This window comes from Chryseobacterium shigense, assembly GCF_014207845.1.
Lineage (GTDB): Bacteria > Bacteroidota > Bacteroidia > Flavobacteriales > Weeksellaceae > Chryseobacterium > Chryseobacterium shigense_A.
Genome location: NZ_JACHLC010000001.1, coordinates 1404723 through 1420707, shown reverse-complemented (window position 1 = coordinate 1420707; position 15985 = coordinate 1404723). Strand labels below are relative to the sequence as shown.

At 37.0% G+C, this 15985-nt stretch carries 16 protein-coding genes; 7 read left to right on the top strand and 9 right to left on the bottom strand.

The features are described 5' to 3' along the window. Window positions 1–2: 2 nt before the first annotated feature. Window positions 3–605 (bottom strand): HPP family protein, encoded by a 603-nt coding sequence (locus tag HNP36_RS06575; protein WP_184159207.1) that lies wholly within the window; start codon window positions 603–605, stop codon window positions 3–5. A 439-nt stretch (window positions 606–1044) separates the two neighbouring features. Here HNP36_RS06575 and HNP36_RS06570 point away from each other — a divergent pair, with 439 nt between their 5' ends. The 6 genes from HNP36_RS06570 (at window position 1045) to HNP36_RS06545 (ending at window position 5516) form a co-directional block, all read left to right on the top strand. Next, on the top strand, window positions 1045–1377 hold the full coding sequence (locus HNP36_RS06570; RefSeq protein ID WP_184159209.1) for a single-stranded DNA-binding protein: 333 nt from the start codon (window positions 1045–1047) through the stop codon (window positions 1375–1377). A 17-nt stretch (window positions 1378–1394) separates the two neighbouring features. Next, window positions 1395–1847: an HRDC domain-containing protein gene (locus tag HNP36_RS06565; RefSeq protein ID WP_184159211.1), complete on the top strand. Its 453-nt coding sequence runs from the start codon at window positions 1395–1397 to the stop codon at window positions 1845–1847. Between the two features lie 124 nt (window positions 1848–1971). After that, the gene (hisS, locus tag HNP36_RS06560; protein WP_184159213.1) at window positions 1972–3321 is read left to right on the top strand and encodes a histidine--tRNA ligase; all 1350 of its coding nucleotides are present in this window, start codon (window positions 1972–1974) and stop codon (window positions 3319–3321) included. Window positions 3322–3425: 104 nt separating this feature from the next. Further along, window positions 3426–3965, top strand: a complete 540-nt coding sequence (locus tag HNP36_RS06555; protein WP_184162214.1) for a PH domain-containing protein — start codon at window positions 3426–3428, stop codon at window positions 3963–3965. Window positions 3966–3981: 16 nt separating this feature from the next. Then, window positions 3982–4626 (top strand): GNAT family N-acetyltransferase, encoded by a 645-nt coding sequence (locus tag HNP36_RS06550; protein ID WP_184159215.1) that lies wholly within the window; start codon window positions 3982–3984, stop codon window positions 4624–4626. Window positions 4627–4724: 98 nt separating this feature from the next. Then, entirely contained in the window at window positions 4725–5516 is a 792-nt protein-coding gene (locus HNP36_RS06545) for a class I SAM-dependent methyltransferase (protein ID WP_184159217.1), read from the top strand. A gap of 96 nt (window positions 5517–5612) precedes the next feature. Here the strand turns inward: HNP36_RS06545 and HNP36_RS06540 are convergent, their stop codons facing one another. From HNP36_RS06540 to HNP36_RS06530, 3 genes are all read right to left on the bottom strand, one after another. Continuing rightward, a complete protein-coding gene (locus tag HNP36_RS06540; RefSeq protein ID WP_184159219.1) occupies window positions 5613–5849 on the bottom strand; it encodes a YtxH domain-containing protein in 237 nt (78 codons plus the stop codon). 100 nt (window positions 5850–5949) lie between these two features. Continuing rightward, window positions 5950–6792: an isoaspartyl peptidase/L-asparaginase gene (locus tag HNP36_RS06535; protein ID WP_184159221.1), complete on the bottom strand. Its 843-nt coding sequence runs from the start codon at window positions 6790–6792 to the stop codon at window positions 5950–5952. Window positions 6793–6886: 94 nt separating this feature from the next. Further along, the gene (locus HNP36_RS06530) at window positions 6887–7777 is read right to left on the bottom strand and encodes a cyanophycinase (protein WP_410494154.1); all 891 of its coding nucleotides are present in this window, start codon (window positions 7775–7777) and stop codon (window positions 6887–6889) included. A gap of 198 nt (window positions 7778–7975) precedes the next feature. On the opposite strand from HNP36_RS06530, the gene cphA reads away from it, so the two are divergent. Continuing rightward, window positions 7976–10603, top strand: coding sequence for a cyanophycin synthetase (cphA, locus tag HNP36_RS06525; RefSeq protein WP_184159223.1), 2628 nt, complete (start codon window positions 7976–7978; stop codon window positions 10601–10603). A 247-nt stretch (window positions 10604–10850) separates the two neighbouring features. Here the strand turns inward: cphA and HNP36_RS06520 are convergent, their stop codons facing one another. The 5 genes from HNP36_RS06520 to HNP36_RS06500 all read right to left on the bottom strand — a co-directional run bounded on the left by HNP36_RS06520 (window position 10851) and on the right by HNP36_RS06500 (window position 15972). Further along, entirely contained in the window at window positions 10851–12035 is a 1185-nt protein-coding gene (locus HNP36_RS06520) for a hypothetical protein (RefSeq protein ID WP_184159225.1), read from the bottom strand. A gap of 193 nt (window positions 12036–12228) precedes the next feature. After that, on the bottom strand, window positions 12229–13062 hold the full coding sequence (locus HNP36_RS06515) for a type 1 glutamine amidotransferase (RefSeq protein ID WP_184159227.1): 834 nt from the start codon (window positions 13060–13062) through the stop codon (window positions 12229–12231). Between the two features lie 35 nt (window positions 13063–13097). After that, window positions 13098–14216: a carboxylate-amine ligase gene (locus HNP36_RS06510; RefSeq protein ID WP_184159229.1), complete on the bottom strand. Its 1119-nt coding sequence runs from the start codon at window positions 14214–14216 to the stop codon at window positions 13098–13100. A gap of 31 nt (window positions 14217–14247) precedes the next feature. Next, entirely contained in the window at window positions 14248–15201 is a 954-nt protein-coding gene (locus tag HNP36_RS06505) for a RimK family alpha-L-glutamate ligase (protein ID WP_184159231.1), read from the bottom strand. A 57-nt stretch (window positions 15202–15258) separates the two neighbouring features. Then, window positions 15259–15972: an alpha/beta hydrolase-fold protein gene (locus HNP36_RS06500; protein WP_184159233.1), complete on the bottom strand. Its 714-nt coding sequence runs from the start codon at window positions 15970–15972 to the stop codon at window positions 15259–15261. Window positions 15973–15985: the final 13 nt, after the last annotated feature.

Below are 15985 nucleotides of genomic sequence, written 5' to 3'. Positions count from 1 at the left end.
TTTTATTTTTTCATTTTGTGCATGTGCTCATGCTTTTTCCTTAATAATCTTTTAAACCTGGTGTGCGAAGGATAGCTTCTGTTCGGGGTCATATTGTTGAATAAGAGAGCAGCCAATAAAAGAATAATACATCCTGATAAAACAGGGGAGAGAACATACCAGTATCCCAGCTCCGGAATTTTCCCTGTAGAGCTTACGGCAATTAAAGCTGTTGCTCCGCCGGGTGGATGAAGGGTTTTGGTATACTGCATCAGAACAATGGAAAAAGCAACTGCCATCGGTGCAGAAAGCCAGATAATATCGGGAACGATCTTATAAACGGTAACGCCTACAAGTGCTGAAATAACATGTCCGCCGACAAGGTTTCTGGGTTGGGCAAGAGGACTTTGAATAGCTCCATAGATCAGAACACTTGATGCACCAAAGGAGCCAATAAGAAATATATTTTCAGTTGCGGCTAAAGTATGTGACTGAATGAACGCAATAATTCCAATCCCGACAAACGCTCCCAGAAAGGACCAGAAATGCTCTTTATAATCAACCAGCGTTTCTTTATAAATTACATATTTTGAAACCCTGAATGTTCTTCTTATTGTCTTCCTCATTAATCTTCTTTATTTTTTATTATTTGAATTAAATTTTTTACAAAAGGTCTTGTATAGGTTCCGTTTTCATCATAACTCAAAGATACGGAATTATCCATTTGCAAACGGATAAAACTATATGCAGGAATGTTTCCTTAACGTTTGTATTCGGTATTTTGAAATGGGTATTTAAAGAAAAATTGTAGAAACGTTTTAAAATTTTACTTAATAGAACCTGATTCTAATTCTTATTTGTTGATTATAAAAAGATAGAGAATTTTTTAAAGCTAAAAAATAAATGAAAAGGATCATTAAATAATCGACAACAAACGAATACAAATGAATTTAAATAGTTTATAACCGACTAAGATGTTGTAGTGTGGCAATCTTTGCAACAGAGATTTGAGAAAGACAGTGAACGTCTCTTATCTGAATTATTAATCTTAAAAATTTAAAAGCTATGTCACTAAGAAACAAAGTAACATTAATTGGTTACACAGGTAAAGAAGTTGAAACAGTAAACTTCGAAAACGGAAATGTAAAAGCAAGCGTATCCTTAGCCACCAGCGATCATTACACAAACGCAAAAGGTGAAAAAGTGGAAGAAACACAATGGCATAATCTGATTGCTTTTGGCAAACCTGCTGAAATCCTTCAGAAGTATGTACCAAAAGGAAAAGAAATCGCAATTGAAGGAAAGCTTACATACAGATCGTATGATGACAAAGATGGCGTTAAACGTTATATAACAGAAATCAGAATCGATGAGATCCTGCTTTTAGGAGGCAAATAATTCTAAAAACACAAATCATGAAAATGAAAATTTTTAAAATCAGAATTTCCAAGGAATTTCTTCATCGAGATCAAAAAATGCTTGATGATTTTCTTGAAATGAACGAAATTATAAAAGTGGATACCGCTTTTGTAAATGATGAATGTTACTGGTCCGTAATCCTGTGTTTTGAAGAGCTGAAAACAGCCAGAAATATAGTGAAAGAACCAAAGGCAGTAAAGTACTCTGCAGATAGTGATGTCTTAAACTCCGATGAAGTTAAAATTTTAAATGCCCTGAAATACTGGAGGTCTGAGAAGGCTAAGGAACAGAATCTCCCCACTTATTTTATCGCGAGCAATAAAGAACTGATGTCTGTAGCCAAGTATAAACCTGCTAAAAAAGAAGAACTGCTTGATATCAAAGGTTTCGGAAAACATAAGATTGAAAACTATGGTGAAGAGATCTTAGAAATTCTTGAAAGCGTCTGATTTTTTCGGATTCAGTAATGATAATGCATCAAAAGAACTGGGGAAGATTTCTTCCTCAGTTTTATCGTTCGGAAAAGTCCTTTCAATTCCTTATTTTTGCAGTCATCAAAATGATATACAGCAAATGAAGCCAAGTTTAGCAAAAGGAACAAGAGATTTTACAGCACAGGAAGTTTCAAGGAGGAAATATATTATCAATATTTTACAGAAAAATTTTGAATTATTTGGTTTTCAGCCATTGGAAACACCGAGTTTTGAAAATCTGTCTACATTAACGGGAAAATATGGAGAGGAAGGTGACCGGCTGATCTTTAAAATTTTAAATTCAGGTGAGTACGCTTCAAAAGTAAATCAGGAAGATTGGGATCATAAAAATCATCAGAAGCTTATCCCTCAGATTTCAGATAAAGCACTCCGTTACGATCTTACCGTACCTTTTGCAAGATTTGTAGCAATGAATCATGGTAAACTGACATTTCCTTACAAACGTTATCAGATCCAGCCGGTATGGAGAGCTGACCGTCCGCAAAAAGGGAGATTCAGAGAATTTTATCAGTGCGATGCAGATGTAGTAGGAAGCGAGAGTTTGCTTCAGGAAGTAGATTTAGTGCAGCTATACCTTAAATCATTCTCCGATCTGAGAATCCCTGTTACTATTCACATGAATAACAGAAAGATTCTTTCCGGTTTAGCAGAATATGCCGGGATTACGGATAAACTGATAGAATTTACCGTAGCTCTTGATAAACTTGACAAAATTGGAAAAGAAGGAGTTGTTAAAGAATTACTGGAGAGAGAAATCTCTCAGGAGTCTATAGATAAATTAGAGTTCTTGTTTAATCAGTCGGACGATGCACTGGAAAATCTTCTTCAGCTGAAAGAAAAATTTGCAGACAGTGAAATTGGCCTTAAAGGAGTGGAGGAATTAGAATTTGTCCTCACACAATCCCTGAACCTGGGAGTGGATATGCAGAATCTTGTATTCAATATTACATTGGCCAGAGGTTTGGATTATTATACAGGAGCTATTTTTGAAGTAAAAGCGGATGAAGTGGCAATGGGCTCCATCGGTGGTGGTGGAAGGTATGATAACCTGACAGAAGTCTTCGGAGTTAAGAATATTCCGGGAATCGGGATTTCATTTGGTTTGGACAGGGTTTACCTGGTGATGGAAGAACTTGATCTTTTCCCTGAAGAAGCATCAACAAAAGTAGAATACCTGTTTGCTAATTTCGGAGGCGAAGAAACTGTAGAAGCTTTAAGATTGATCATGCAGTTAAGAGAAAAAGGAATTTCTGCAGAACTGTATCCGGAAAATGCAAAACTGAACAAACAGTTTACATACGCTGAAAAGAAAGGTATTAAAAACCTTGTTTTCTTAGGCGAAGAAGAAATTAAAAATGGAACGGTTACTTTTAAAGATCTTGAAGCCGGAGAGCAGAAAACAGTTTCTTTGGAAGAATTTTTAGGATAACAACTAAAAAAATATAAAGTAAAAAGCATTATCTGTGAGGTAATGCTTTTTGTATTTTGGAAAAAAATTAAATTTGTAACACCTACCATTTATAAAAACGAATAATGAGCGAAAAATCAAGACTTGACGAAATAAAAGACGAACTGGAAGCATTAGATATCAATCCTACCATTTTTGCAAGAAAAGAAATCCGGGCATTACCGGAAGTGCTTTCTGAAAATGAAAGAATTGTATACCTGGTTGAAGGACGAAATAAACTTACCAATCATCATATCATTTTGGTAGCCACCGAAAGAAGATTGATTTTTGTGGACAAAGAATTCATGTATGGATTAAAAGTAGAAGATTTTTCTTACGATAAAGTAAGTTCCATACAATATGAAAAGTCTCTGATGCTGGCTTCAATAGATATTCATATTTCAGATAATATTCTCGAGATCGACAATGTTGGAAAATATTATGCAGAATTATTCTGTGAAAAAGTAAGAGATTTTATGGCTCAGCCCAAAGAGAATTTTCAGATCAAATCAGAGCCTACTGTTTTAGATAAGTTAGAACAATTGGGAAGATTAAAAGAAAGTGGAATTCTATCCGAAGAAGAATTTACAGAACAGAAAAGGAGATTGCTGGATGAGCCTTCATAAATATAAATAGAGAACCATGGAAAGCAAAATATCTCATAGTATTGTAGAAAAATGGCTAAAAGCATGGTCTCTGTCAAGGAAGCTTCCTCTTCCTGCACAATATAAATCCGGCTTTAGAGTAGAAGTAGGAGAAGAAAATCAGAAGGTAAGGTATGTTTTTCCTGAGTTGAATAATGATTTTCTTGATCTCTCAAAACTCATCAATGAGCCCTGGATCTATCTTAAGGTATGTGCCTCCCCTGATGAGGTAAAAAATTCAGTGCCTGAAAGATGGGAAATACAACCGCCTGGTTATATGATGTATTGTTTGGGTCCAATGAAAAACCGCGGTCAGGCTTTGTGTGAAGATTATCATTTAGAATATGAAAAATATAATTCAACCACAGTAGTTAAAATTATTGCTGAAAATGGAGAATTGGCTTCTACTGGCCGTATTGTTATGGTAGATGATCTGGCTGTTTATGACAGGATAATCACAGAAGAAAAACACCGGAGAAAAGGCCTTGCTGTTTTTTTGATGCTGGAACTTGAGAAAATTGCCTTGTCAAATGATATTTGCAATAATTTTTTAGTGGCAACAGAAGACGGAAAAATGCTTTATGAATCTCTCGGATGGAAGCTTTACAGCCCGTATATATCTATTGTTATTCCTGCTAACTAAGTTAATTCTGAAGAAATAGGGATTAAATACTTAATCTTTATACCTCCCCGGAGCAGGATTTAAAAACATTCATTAATTTTGCCGGAAACAAAAATACCATGGAAAATTACTTAACAATCAATAAAAACTCCTGGAATGCTAAAGTAGACCCGCATCTTAATTCGGATTTCTATTTTGTGGATGAATTCTTAAAAGGAAGAAGTTCGCTCAATTCAATAGAGCTGGAGCTTCTGGGAGATATAAAAGGTAAAAACATCCTGCATCTGCAATGTCATTTTGGACAGGATTCTATTTCCCTGTCAAGGATGGGAGCTCAGGTTACTGGTGTAGATCTCTCTGATAAAGCTATTGAAGCCGGAAAAGATCTTGCGCAAAAATGTGGGACAGACACAAAATTCATATGTACGGATGTATATAGTCTTCCGGATATTCTCGATCAAAAATTCGACATTGTTTATACCAGTTATGGCGTTATAGGCTGGCTTCCTGATCTTGATAAATGGGCTGGATTAATCAATAATTTTCTGAAACCGGGCGGGCAGCTGGTAATGGCAGAATTCCATCCCGCAGTCTGGATGTTTGATGATGATTTTACAAAAGTAGCCTATAATTATTTTAACGAAAAGCCAATTGTAGAAACTTATGAAGGGACTTATGCTGATAAATCGGCAGATATCGTTCAGGAATATGTGATGTGGAACCATTCCTTGGCCGAAGTTCTGCAAAACCTGATAAAGCATGATATAGAACTGGAGATCTTCCAGGAGTTTGACTGGTCACCATATCCATGCTTCAACCATGTAGAAGAATTTGAAAAAGGCAAATGGAGAATTTCAAAATTCGGAAATAAATTACCTTTGGTATATGCCTTGAAAGGGCAGAAAAAGTAGAGTAGATTTCAGCCAAAGTATAACATAAAAAAGTCATCATAACCCTGAGATTATGATGACTTTCTATATATGAATGTTAAAAAAACTAATTTGTTATTAGCTTAAAGAATCTTCAGCTTTTGTTTTAGCCTCATCTACTTTGTTCTGAACCTGAGATGCTACATCATTAGCTTTGCTCTTAAGATCATTTCCCCATTTGTTCAGATTGTCCTTAGCATTATTAATTTTATCCTTTACAGCCTGTTGCTCTTCAGGAGTAGAATTTTTATATTTCCAAAATGCCAAAGCACCGATACCTAGTAAGGCTAATAGCCCTTTTGTCTTATTTCCCATGATTTTTATTTTTTAATGATTTTTATATTAAAACTTGTTACTGGTAAATATGTAAAATACGTGCCAAAAAATTAAATGAAATAATAAAAAAATGTTAAAATTATTGAAACACCTGAAAATTTTTCCCATCAAAACTGGCGAAGACCATTGTAGGATAAGAATCCTGATGATAAACGTTCCCTTCCCTGTCAATGGCAATAGCTCCAGCAAAACCATCTATGGTCTTGAGCTCTTCAAATGTCTTGTTGAATGCCTGCTCAAGACTCATTCCGTCGGTAGTTCTCGTTACAATTTTTGCAGCTGTGGCATTGCTTACAATATCTTCTCCTACGCCTGTACAGCTCACGGCACAAACTGAATTGGCATAATTTCCTGCCACTGTTGCCGAATCTGAAATTCTTCCGGGGATTTCAAAGCCTTTTCCGCCAGTAGATGTAGCTACGGCCAGTTTTCCATCTTTATCAAGAGCTACACAGCCTACAGTTCCTTTACCTCCGTTATGAAGTTTTGCTTCATATTCACTTCTTCTCTGAGGAATTTCAGTGGAAAAATTCTCGAAACCGTGTTCGGATGCATACGTTTTGGCACCTTTTCCGCCAAGAACTCTGTCATCCTCTTTTATAAGCTCTTTTGCCACAAAAATCGGGTTCTTTACGTCCTGCAGATTGATAACACCGCTTAATTTCTGTGTTTCTCCGTCCATAATAGCTGCACTCATGCGGATCACACCGTCACTTTGTATTTGGGAACCGATACCTGCATTGTACAATGGATCATCTTCCAAAAGAGAAACAGCATAAGCTGCCGTATCAAAAGCTGAATGGGTTTGAAGGTATTCAAAAGCCTTTTGTACTATATGTTTTAAAGAATTTTGTTTCGCTGTCTTCACTTCGTGGCTTTGATCGCTTTCAGAGAAAAAACCACCGTGGATTATTATTTTCATAAGGTTGTATGGGGCAATTGTGAAAAATCAATTGTCAATTTTAAAGATAGGGATAAAATTATAGCTGGTGAAATTCATCATTCACTATTTACTTCTATTTATCCTGCGGTATCGGATTAAACTGAGAATTCTCTATTGTAAGCTTCTTTGTGGCAAGATCGTAATGATCATTCATAGACATTACGTGTACCGTAAGATTATCAATTGAAATAGGTTCCCCTAAGTTGATGTTCGTAAGGTTGGTATCTTTAATAAATCTTCCGTCTACCAGGATTACAAGGCCGGAACCTACAGCCGTCATGGTATCATTATGGATAAAAAGACCTGTGTCTTCACCCAGACCTATTCCCAGTGTTCTCGGATTATTGACTACAGCCTGGAAAAGACGTCCGATTCTGCCACGCTGTACGAAATGCGTATCAATAATCACATTATCTATCAACCCCAGTCCTTGTGTTGTTTTAATTTCACCTTTTAAAAGAGATTCAGAGCTGCTTCCCTGGTAGATCATATTCTCAGAAGCTGCGGCTGCACCTGCGGAAGTTCCTGAATAAATGAAATCCTGTTCCTGATACTTCAATAAAATGGTATCATGAAATCTTGTTCCTCCAAGAATAGAAGTAAGCCTAAGCTGATCTCCACCTGTGAACATCACGACATCTGCAGCACTGGCTCTCGCAACAATAGCATCCGAATTAGCTTCTTCACGGTTATGGATATCAAGGATATTTACATTTTTAGCACCAAGAAATTCAAAAGCTTTTTTGTATTCTGTGCCTACAATTTGTGGGATCTGAGAGGCTGTAGTTATAATTTCGATGACCGAATTTTCCTTAAGTTTTGATTCATTAATGATCTTTCTCAGGATTCCTCTTTCAAAAAAGTTAAGGTTTTTTTCAATATTCTGGTCGAAATCGGTTTCTGCAAAGCTTCCTTTGTTTACAGCTCCTCCGATAATAATTAATTTTCCAATAGGTTTCATCATAGTGTGCAAATTTAAAAAATAATTAACATTTGGCGAAATTCATGCCACATTTTAATGATTTTTAATGTTTTAGGATTGTTGATTTATTTGAATTTTTTTTTGAGAAATCTTTAAACGTGGTATAGTTTGGTTTAGGGTTTTACATTATCTTTGATTTTTAAAGGAGTTATTGTTAACTGATAAAAATGCAAACAGACTATGAAAATTGAGAAGATACAGGCGTTACGCGGCCCAAATATCTGGAGTATTAGGAGAAAGAAGCTGATACAGATGAGATTGGACCTTGAAGAAATGGAAAATTATCCTACAAACAAAATTGACGGTTTCAGGGAAAGAATTGAAAAGCTGATCCCATCTCTGTACACTCACAGATGTTCAGAAGGAGAAGAAGGAGGTTTTTTCCACAGAATAGAGACCGGGACGTGGATGGGGCACGTTATTGAACATATTGCACTGGAAATACAGACGTTGGCGGGTATGGATGTAGGCTTCGGAAGAACCCGCGAAACAAGATCACCGGGAGTATATAATGTGGTATTTAATTATATTGAAGAAAACGCAGGGATTTATGCAGCTGAACAGGCAGTAAATATAGCCCAGGCTTTAATCGACAATAAAGAATATGATATTAATGCCTGCATACATAAATTAAAGGAAATTAGAGAGCGTGTTCGTCTGGGCCCTTCTACGGGAAGTATTGTGGAAGAAGCTGTTTCCAGAAGAATTCCGTGGATCAGATTAGGAACAAACTCTTTGGTACAGCTTGGTTATGGAGTTAACCAACAGCGTTTTCAGGCTACCATCACCGGAAAAACAAGCTCTATTGCAGTAGATATTGCATGTAATAAAGAACTGACTAAAAAAATGCTTCATGATGCCGCTATTCCGGTTCCTGTTGGAGATCTGGTGGTGGATGAAGAAGATTTGAACAGTGTTATAAGAAAAATAGGGTATCCAATTGTTTTAAAACCACTGGACGGAAATCACGGAAAAGGCTCATCGATCAATGTAAACGATTGGGAAGCTGCAAAAATAGGCCTGGAACATGCTCAGAAATATTCAAGAAAAGTAATTGTAGAAAAGTACATTACAGGATATGATTTCAGGGTTTTGGTGATTGATAATAAGATGGTCGCTGCTGCAAGAAGAGTCCCTGCACATGTTGTTGGGGACGGTGAGCTGAATATCCAGGAACTGATAGATAAAGAAAATAAAGATCCGAGAAGAGGATATGGCCATGAAAATGTCCTTACTGAAATAGAAGTGGATAAAGATACTATGGAACTCCTCGAAAAACTTCAGTATACCCTTGAAACCGTTCCGCAAAAAGGGGAGGTCGTTTATTTGAAGTCTACCGCCAATCTTTCTACAGGAGGTACCTCTATAGATGTTACCGATATGGTACATCCTGAAAATATCACTATGGCGGAAAGAGTTTCCAAAATTATAGGACTGGATGTCTGCGGAATTGATATCATGGCAGAAAACTTAACACAGCCTCTTAAAGAAAGCGGTGCTGCCATTATAGAAGTAAACGCTGCACCCGGGTTCAGAATGCATTTGGCCCCAAGTGAAGGGCTTCCGAGAAACGTTGCAGCTCCGGTAGTAGATATGCTCTATCCTCCGGGAAAACCGTTTACAATTCCAATTATTGCAGTAACGGGAACCAATGGAAAAACAACCACAACGAGACTGATCTCCCATATTGTAAAAAGTAACGGTTACAGGGTAGGATTTACTACTTCTGACGGTATTTATATCCAAAATACAATGCTTTCAAAAGGAGATACCACGGGACCTCTTTCTGCTGAATTCGTCCTGAAAGACCCTACGGTAGAATTTGCCGTTCTGGAAACAGCCAGAGGTGGAATCCTGCGTTCAGGTTTAGGATATTCCCAATGCGACATTGGTGTTCTGACTAATATTGAGGAAGATCATTTGGGATTGAATGATATCCACAATTTAAAAGACCTTACGAAAGTAAAAAGAGTTGTTCTGGACAGTGTAAAGAAAAATGGCTGGAGCGTCCTGAATGCCGATAACGAATATTCCATGAAGATCATTAATGATCTTGACAGCAAAGTCGCTATTTTCAGTATGGATGAAAATAATCCGCATATTGTAAAATTTGCCAAAGAAGGAAGAATTACCTGTATTTACGAAGAAGGTTTTGTAACCATTAAAAAAGGCGACTGGAAGATCAGAATCGGAAAGGCCAAAGATTTCCCTATTACAATGGAAGGGAAAGCCAGATTCATGATTGAAAACGTTCTGGCAGCGAGTTTGGCAAGTTATCTTTATGGCTTCGGGATTGAAGATATTTCCAATTCTTTAAGAACCTTTATTCCAAGTGCACAGCTTACACCGGGAAGACTGAATATTTTTAAATTCAAGAATTTTAAGGTATTGATTGATTTTGCACATAATCCTTCCGGCTATGAAGCAATCGAAGATTATCTTAAAAATGTAGAATCTACTAAGAAAATAGGTATTATTTCAGGAGTAGGCGACAGACGTGACAGTGATATTAAGGAATGCGGAAAGATCGCAGGAAGAATGTTTGATCATATCATCATCAGAAATGAAAAACATCTCCGCGGAAGAACAGAAGAAGAGATCAACGGATTAATCATTGAAGGGATGCAGTCTTCAGGAAGAGATGTGAGCTATGAGATTATCCCGAAAGAAATTGAAGCTTTAAAGCACGCGATGGGAATGGCTGAAGAAGGTACTTTCATTACAGCTTTAAGTGATGTTATTTCCAATGCAATTGATCTTGTACAGGAATATCAGGCAAGAGAATTACTCGAAGATGATAAAAAATAATTAAATAATTTAATATTCAAAGTTTCGGCGGCATCGAAGATGCCGCCGAAACTTTAATTTCTAAAATAAGAATCTCAGATTTTTCTGAGATTTTACTATTACATATTTTCCCAGTTCTTTTTAATCTGCTGCATTTTCAAAAGATAGAAATATAATATTTTCATCCATGCGGGTAATAAACTTCTTCTTCGTAAGTTACCATTTGCTTCAAAGCTGAACTTTCTTCCATTATAGTTTTTAAATTAAATTATTCTTCTCCGAAAAAAGCATTAGAACTCCCAATCCAGATTGCGTCTTTCTTGTTGAAATCCACATTTACCATTGCGGCTTTTGTCATTCTTCCCAGATTTTCCAGGAGAATAGGGCGTTCGTCATTTTCATGCCAAACATACAGCAACCGGATTTCTGCTTTTGAAAATTCACCGTTGATATCTTCAAAAACAGGCTCATACGTTACTTTTCTCTGTAAAATATAGTTTTCTTTATCCTCGATGGCTTCTGTGATTTCTTTTGTAGGATTTAAGTTCACTCCGCTTCCAGCGAAAGAAAACAGAGGTTTCAATACAAAATTTTCAAGCTGCTCATGTTCGGGAAACTCGTGCAGGAAATAACTTTTCGGAACAAACTGATGTTTCAGGATCGGAAGAAGAAATTTTGATATTTTAAAGAACCAGTTAGGATGGGTGATCCATTTTACATCAATATCTTCACGGAAATCAAATCCGGCTTTTAAATCAGGGATTCTGTCCAACTCATCAAAAATAACACGGTTGTAGATCCTTTTAATTTCCACCGGTTTTCCGTCATTCTCGTAGAACAGTTTTTTGCCTTCTTTTTTTACTTTCGTCAGGCAGACTGTTTTTATTCCTAGTAATTGCTCAGTTAATGCAAAATCAATTGCTGTTTTCTGTTTTTCAGGAAAAATTTCAAGCAGGATAACATTTTCGGGATTTTCATCGCCAATGATCAGTTTCTTTAAATGATTTTCGAATTCCGAATGAGGCATTTTATTTTTAATCTCAGAGAGGAAAGGGTAAACTTCACAAAATGTATCCTCAAACACCTTTTGAAAGGCATATAATGAAGGAAAAGCCTGCAGCTCTATCAGTTGTGGCTCAATTTGCCCGTTTTCGCTTCGGCAGATCCCGAAATCAATGGTAAAAAAGTGAGGCTGAAGTGTATCATTGGGAACCCTGCAGTTGTCCGGAACGGCTTTATCAAGTACTTCAGCAGGAAGTCCTTTAATCTGGTCGATAATGCTTTCACTGGCATCAAGAAGCTTGTCTTTGAATTCATTAGTGAGAAAAAGAGGGCTTTCTGAAATTCTGAATGCAGGTGCAATACCTCCTTTTTGGGTAAGAATTTCTTTAAACTGTTCGTATTTTTCCTGTGAAAACTCCTGGTTGAATTGTTTTCTGTATTTTGGGATCATATTTTTTGTCTGTGGTTTTGATTTTAAAAAATCGAGCTGTTATGCCCGATTTAGTTTCTTTAAGATTAAAAGAATGTCTTATTTATTAATAATGCTTCGACTCCGCTCAGCATGACAACGCTAAAAAGACAATTCCTATTAGAAATGTCATGCTGAGCGGAGTCGAAGCATATTATTTCATCTTATAAAAAGTTTAAGCTAAAACTTCACTTTCCTTCAAAATGTTTTTTTTTGCAGACTGAAGGAATCTTGGCAGGATCTGGTTTCTGGTAAGGATAATCTTGTCTTCATCATCTATTCTGTCCATTGTTTCAAGATATTTTTCCATTCCGAAATTCTCGATCATTGCTGCTTTGTTTTTTTCGTCTTTCAGATTTTCAATCATGCCTTTAGGATCAGCTTCCGGATGGAACTGTGTCCCGAATATTTCATCTGAGAAACGTACAGCCATGACGGCTCTTTCCAGATTAATATGTGGCCTGAATTTCTCAATAGCCATGATTTTCATACCCAATTCATCAAAGCGGTCCATATCCGGTTCAATGAACTGATAAGCTCTGGAGTCTACAGCATAGAAAGGGTCCTGAAGATTTTTGAACAAAAATTCCTGTTTGCCTTCCTCTGTTTTGTGAACAGGCATTACCCCAAAAGAATAGGATTTTCTTTTGCAGATATTACCCAGTTTCCAGTGAATGCTTGCCAGTTGAAATGAATGGCAGATCAGGAAGAGGTATTTTTTATCTTCACTATATTTATTATGCTCTAAAACAGCATCCAAAAAGCTTGCATACTTATCTTCCCATTCCAGGCCTTCTCTGTGTGGATTTCCCGGCCCTCCTGAAGAAATAAAGATGTCAAAATCATTAATGTCCGGCATTTCATTTTTAAACCTTACATCAAATGTTTCGATGGTCACGTTTTCTTCAGAATTCTGCTGGAATGCTTCTGAAATCTCTTTAATATTTCTAAAGCCTTGATTCACATGATTATTGTTCATGTCTATCAATGCCATCCGAATATCTCTCATACTACTTCATATTTTTTGCAAAGTTACCAAAAATATTATGAAGCGGTTTCGCCATGTGTTATGCCAAACTCTGTTTCAGAGATCATATAATCTACCACTTTGGTAAGATCGCCGGTCTCATTGAACACTTTAAGCTGTCTGTCGGCTCCTGTTCCGTTTTCCAGAATGGTCCAGGCATACTCAACTTCTTTTCTGCAGTCCAGTTCATCTACCACATCATCAATGAATTCCAGAAGCTCTTTCAAAAGATGAGGATAAGGAACGGATTCTTCTTTTCCAAAATCAATCAGGTGAGCGTCAATACCACTTTTGGATGCTCTCCATTTGTTTTCGTTGAGCAATAATCTTCTGTAGCTTCTGAAACTTAAGTTTTGCTGATGAAGTTTATAGATTTTTGCTACCAGACTTTGCATAATGGCTGCCAGACAGACGGTTTCTTCTATTCTCAATGGCATGTCGCAAATTCGGAATTCAATGGTAGGGTAGAATGGATGTACTCTTAAGTCCCACCAGATTTTCTTGGCATTGTCGATAGTCCCTGTTTTTACAAGAAGATCCACATAGCTGTCGAATTCAGCAAGAGAATTAAAATAGCTTGGAATCCCTGTTCTTGGGAACTTTACAAAAATTTCCTGTCTGTAAGATTTAAAGCCTGTACTTCTTCCTATCCAGAAAGGAGAGTTTGTAGAAAGTGCATAGACGTGTGGAAGGAAATAACGCATCACATTCTGGATTCTTACGCCTTCTTCACGGTTTGGAATTCCGATATGAACATGGAGCCCGAAAATTAAATTTCCACGGGCAACATCTCCCATATCATCTACAATTTTGTTGTACCGTTCACCGTTGGTAATGGTGTTATGTTCCCAGTTTGAAAAAGGGTGGGTTCCGCCTCCGGAAACTCTAAGCCCCTGCTCATGTGCTGTGTTGATCAGATGTCTTCTCAGGTTGGTCAGTTCTGTTCTGGCCTCCTTGATATTCTGGCAGATGCCGGTTTCCATTTCAATCATGGATTCGTGCATTTCGTGTTTTAAATTTTCACTTAAAACTGCTTTTCCGCCTTCAATTATTTTGGAAACATGAGATATTAAGTCTCTGCTCTCAACATCAATGATCTGATATTCTTCCTCGATTCCTATAGTAAACTGATGCATTTTCTTTTCGTGTTTTTTTATTTTTTAATGATTATTTTACAGAGTCTTTTACAAAAGTACCCCAGGAGATATTAGGTTTTCCGGGAACATATTCTTTTGCCTTTTCAATGGCAAGTTTGGCTGCGTGCTCTACAATCCATGCAAAGTTTTCTTCGCCTACGGAATTTCTGTCAGCATCCGGAGCCGGGTTACAGAAATCTATAGCATATGGAATTCCGTCTCTGATGGCAAATTCAACAGTGTTGAAATCATAGCCGAGAGCTTCATTCATTTTAATGGTATAGTCGTGGATTGTTTTTAATAATTTTTCAAGATCTTCACCCTGAGTCTGGTGCGTGGTAGCATATCTCAGGTGATGTGGATTACGGGGTTCGTAAGGCATAATATGAACATATTTCTTACCCAGGCAATAAACTCTGTAATAGTCATCAAATACAATTTCTTCCTGTACCATCATTACAAGCTGTTCTGTTTCGCTTAGTTTATCCCATAGATCTTCCGGGCTCTCCACTCTGTACACACTTTTCCATCCGCCTCCGTCATGAGGTTTCATATAAGCAGGAAATCCTACATAATTGAAAATATACTCCCAGTCGTGAGGGAATTTCAGGTTTCTGAATGATGTTTCCGTTGTATCTGTAGGTCTTTCGTGCGAAGGAAGAAGCACTGTTTTAGGAAGTGGAATTCCCAGTTTTGTCATCAGTGCATTGTTAAAGAATTTTTCATCAGCACTCCACCAGAATGGGTTATTGATTACATAAGTTCCGTTAAGTGCTGCATTTTTTAAATACGCTCTGTAGAAAGGAACATCCTGCGAAATTCTGTCGATAATTACTGCATAGCCGTAATCTGCTCCCTGTTCCAGTTTGTCGATATTAACTGCTTCAGCAACGATCTCTCCGCCTCCCAGTTCATTCACTTTATCGATAAACGCCCAAGGAAATGTATCTTCCATACCGAATAGAATTCCCACTTTTTTTGCCATAATTTCTGTTTTTAAATTGGTGTGTTATTATTTTATTTTCTTAAATGTATTGTTTTTTCAGGAAAAAAATGCTCCTATAAATGTTGGAAATACCATTCTCCATAAAGGCCAGTCGTGATTGATCCATTTTCTTTCATCATACCAGAAGTCTATACCTTTTGAACTTAATATTTCTGCCATTTCCAGGTTTTTATCTTTACAGATGTCCTGATCGGAAGTACTCAGTACAATATGCATGTGCTTGTATTTCCAGGCTTCATCATTTTTTACAAATTCCCTGGGACAGTTAAAATAAACAAGCTCATCCGAATATCCGTCCATAAAGTTTCTGATGCTGAATGCCCCTGAAAGACAGAACAGATGTGAAACTACATCCGGAAACCGGAAGGCAAAATTAGCGGCATGATAACCTCCGAAGCTTGCCCCGGCAACTGCTACACGGTGCGTTTTATGAATCTTCTGAATGTACGGGACAAATTCCTGGATCAGAAATTGTACATACATTTCATAATTTTTTATTCTTTGTTGCGGAGAAATCTTTTCATCATAAAAGCTCCAGCCGTCAATGGTCTGGATATTATAAAGCTTTACTTTTCCCTGCTCAATAAACCAGTTGATGCTTCCGTTAAGATGGAAATCATGATTTTGAGTGTATTGTCCCTGTGAAGTTGGAAACATAATGATGGGGTATCCGTAATGTCCGGTAACTTCTACTTTAAGACTTGTTCCTAATATGTTTGAATAATAATCTGTGTGTTCAATATGCGGCATTGATAAATTTCTT

Bases quoted from the DNA above. Each gene is read 5' to 3' on its own strand.
- HNP36_RS06575 (WP_184159207.1), bottom strand. From the start codon at position 605: ATGAGGAAGACAATAAGAAGAACATTCAGGGTTTCAAAATATGTAATT.
- HNP36_RS06540 (WP_184159219.1), bottom strand. From the start codon at position 5,849: ATGGGAAATAAGACAAAAGGGCTATTAGCCTTACTAGGTATCGGTGCT.
- HNP36_RS06545 (WP_184159217.1), top strand. From the start codon at position 4,725: ATGGAAAATTACTTAACAATCAATAAAAACTCCTGGAATGCTAAAGTA.
- HNP36_RS06510 (WP_184159229.1), bottom strand. From the start codon at position 14,216: ATGCATCAGTTTACTATAGGAATCGAGGAAGAATATCAGATCATTGAT.
- cphA (WP_184159223.1), top strand. From the start codon at position 7,976: ATGAAAATTGAGAAGATACAGGCGTTACGCGGCCCAAATATCTGGAGT.
- HNP36_RS06555 (WP_184162214.1), top strand. From the start codon at position 3,426: ATGAGCGAAAAATCAAGACTTGACGAAATAAAAGACGAACTGGAAGCA.
- HNP36_RS06520 (WP_184159225.1), bottom strand. From the start codon at position 12,035: ATGATCCCAAAATACAGAAAACAATTCAACCAGGAGTTTTCACAGGAA.
- hisS (WP_184159213.1), top strand. From the start codon at position 1,972: ATGAAGCCAAGTTTAGCAAAAGGAACAAGAGATTTTACAGCACAGGAA.
- HNP36_RS06500 (WP_184159233.1), bottom strand. From the start codon at position 15,972: ATGCCGCATATTGAACACACAGATTATTATTCAAACATATTAGGAACA.
- HNP36_RS06530 (WP_410494154.1), bottom strand. From the start codon at position 7,777: ATGATGAAACCTATTGGAAAATTAATTATTATCGGAGGAGCTGTAAAC.
- HNP36_RS06515 (WP_184159227.1), bottom strand. From the start codon at position 13,062: ATGAGAGATATTCGGATGGCATTGATAGACATGAACAATAATCATGTG.
- HNP36_RS06570 (WP_184159209.1), top strand. From the start codon at position 1,045: ATGTCACTAAGAAACAAAGTAACATTAATTGGTTACACAGGTAAAGAA.
- HNP36_RS06550 (WP_184159215.1), top strand. From the start codon at position 3,982: ATGGAAAGCAAAATATCTCATAGTATTGTAGAAAAATGGCTAAAAGCA.
- HNP36_RS06565 (WP_184159211.1), top strand. From the start codon at position 1,395: ATGAAAATGAAAATTTTTAAAATCAGAATTTCCAAGGAATTTCTTCAT.
- HNP36_RS06535 (WP_184159221.1), bottom strand. From the start codon at position 6,792: ATGAAAATAATAATCCACGGTGGTTTTTTCTCTGAAAGCGATCAAAGC.
- HNP36_RS06505 (WP_184159231.1), bottom strand. From the start codon at position 15,201: ATGGCAAAAAAAGTGGGAATTCTATTCGGTATGGAAGATACATTTCCT.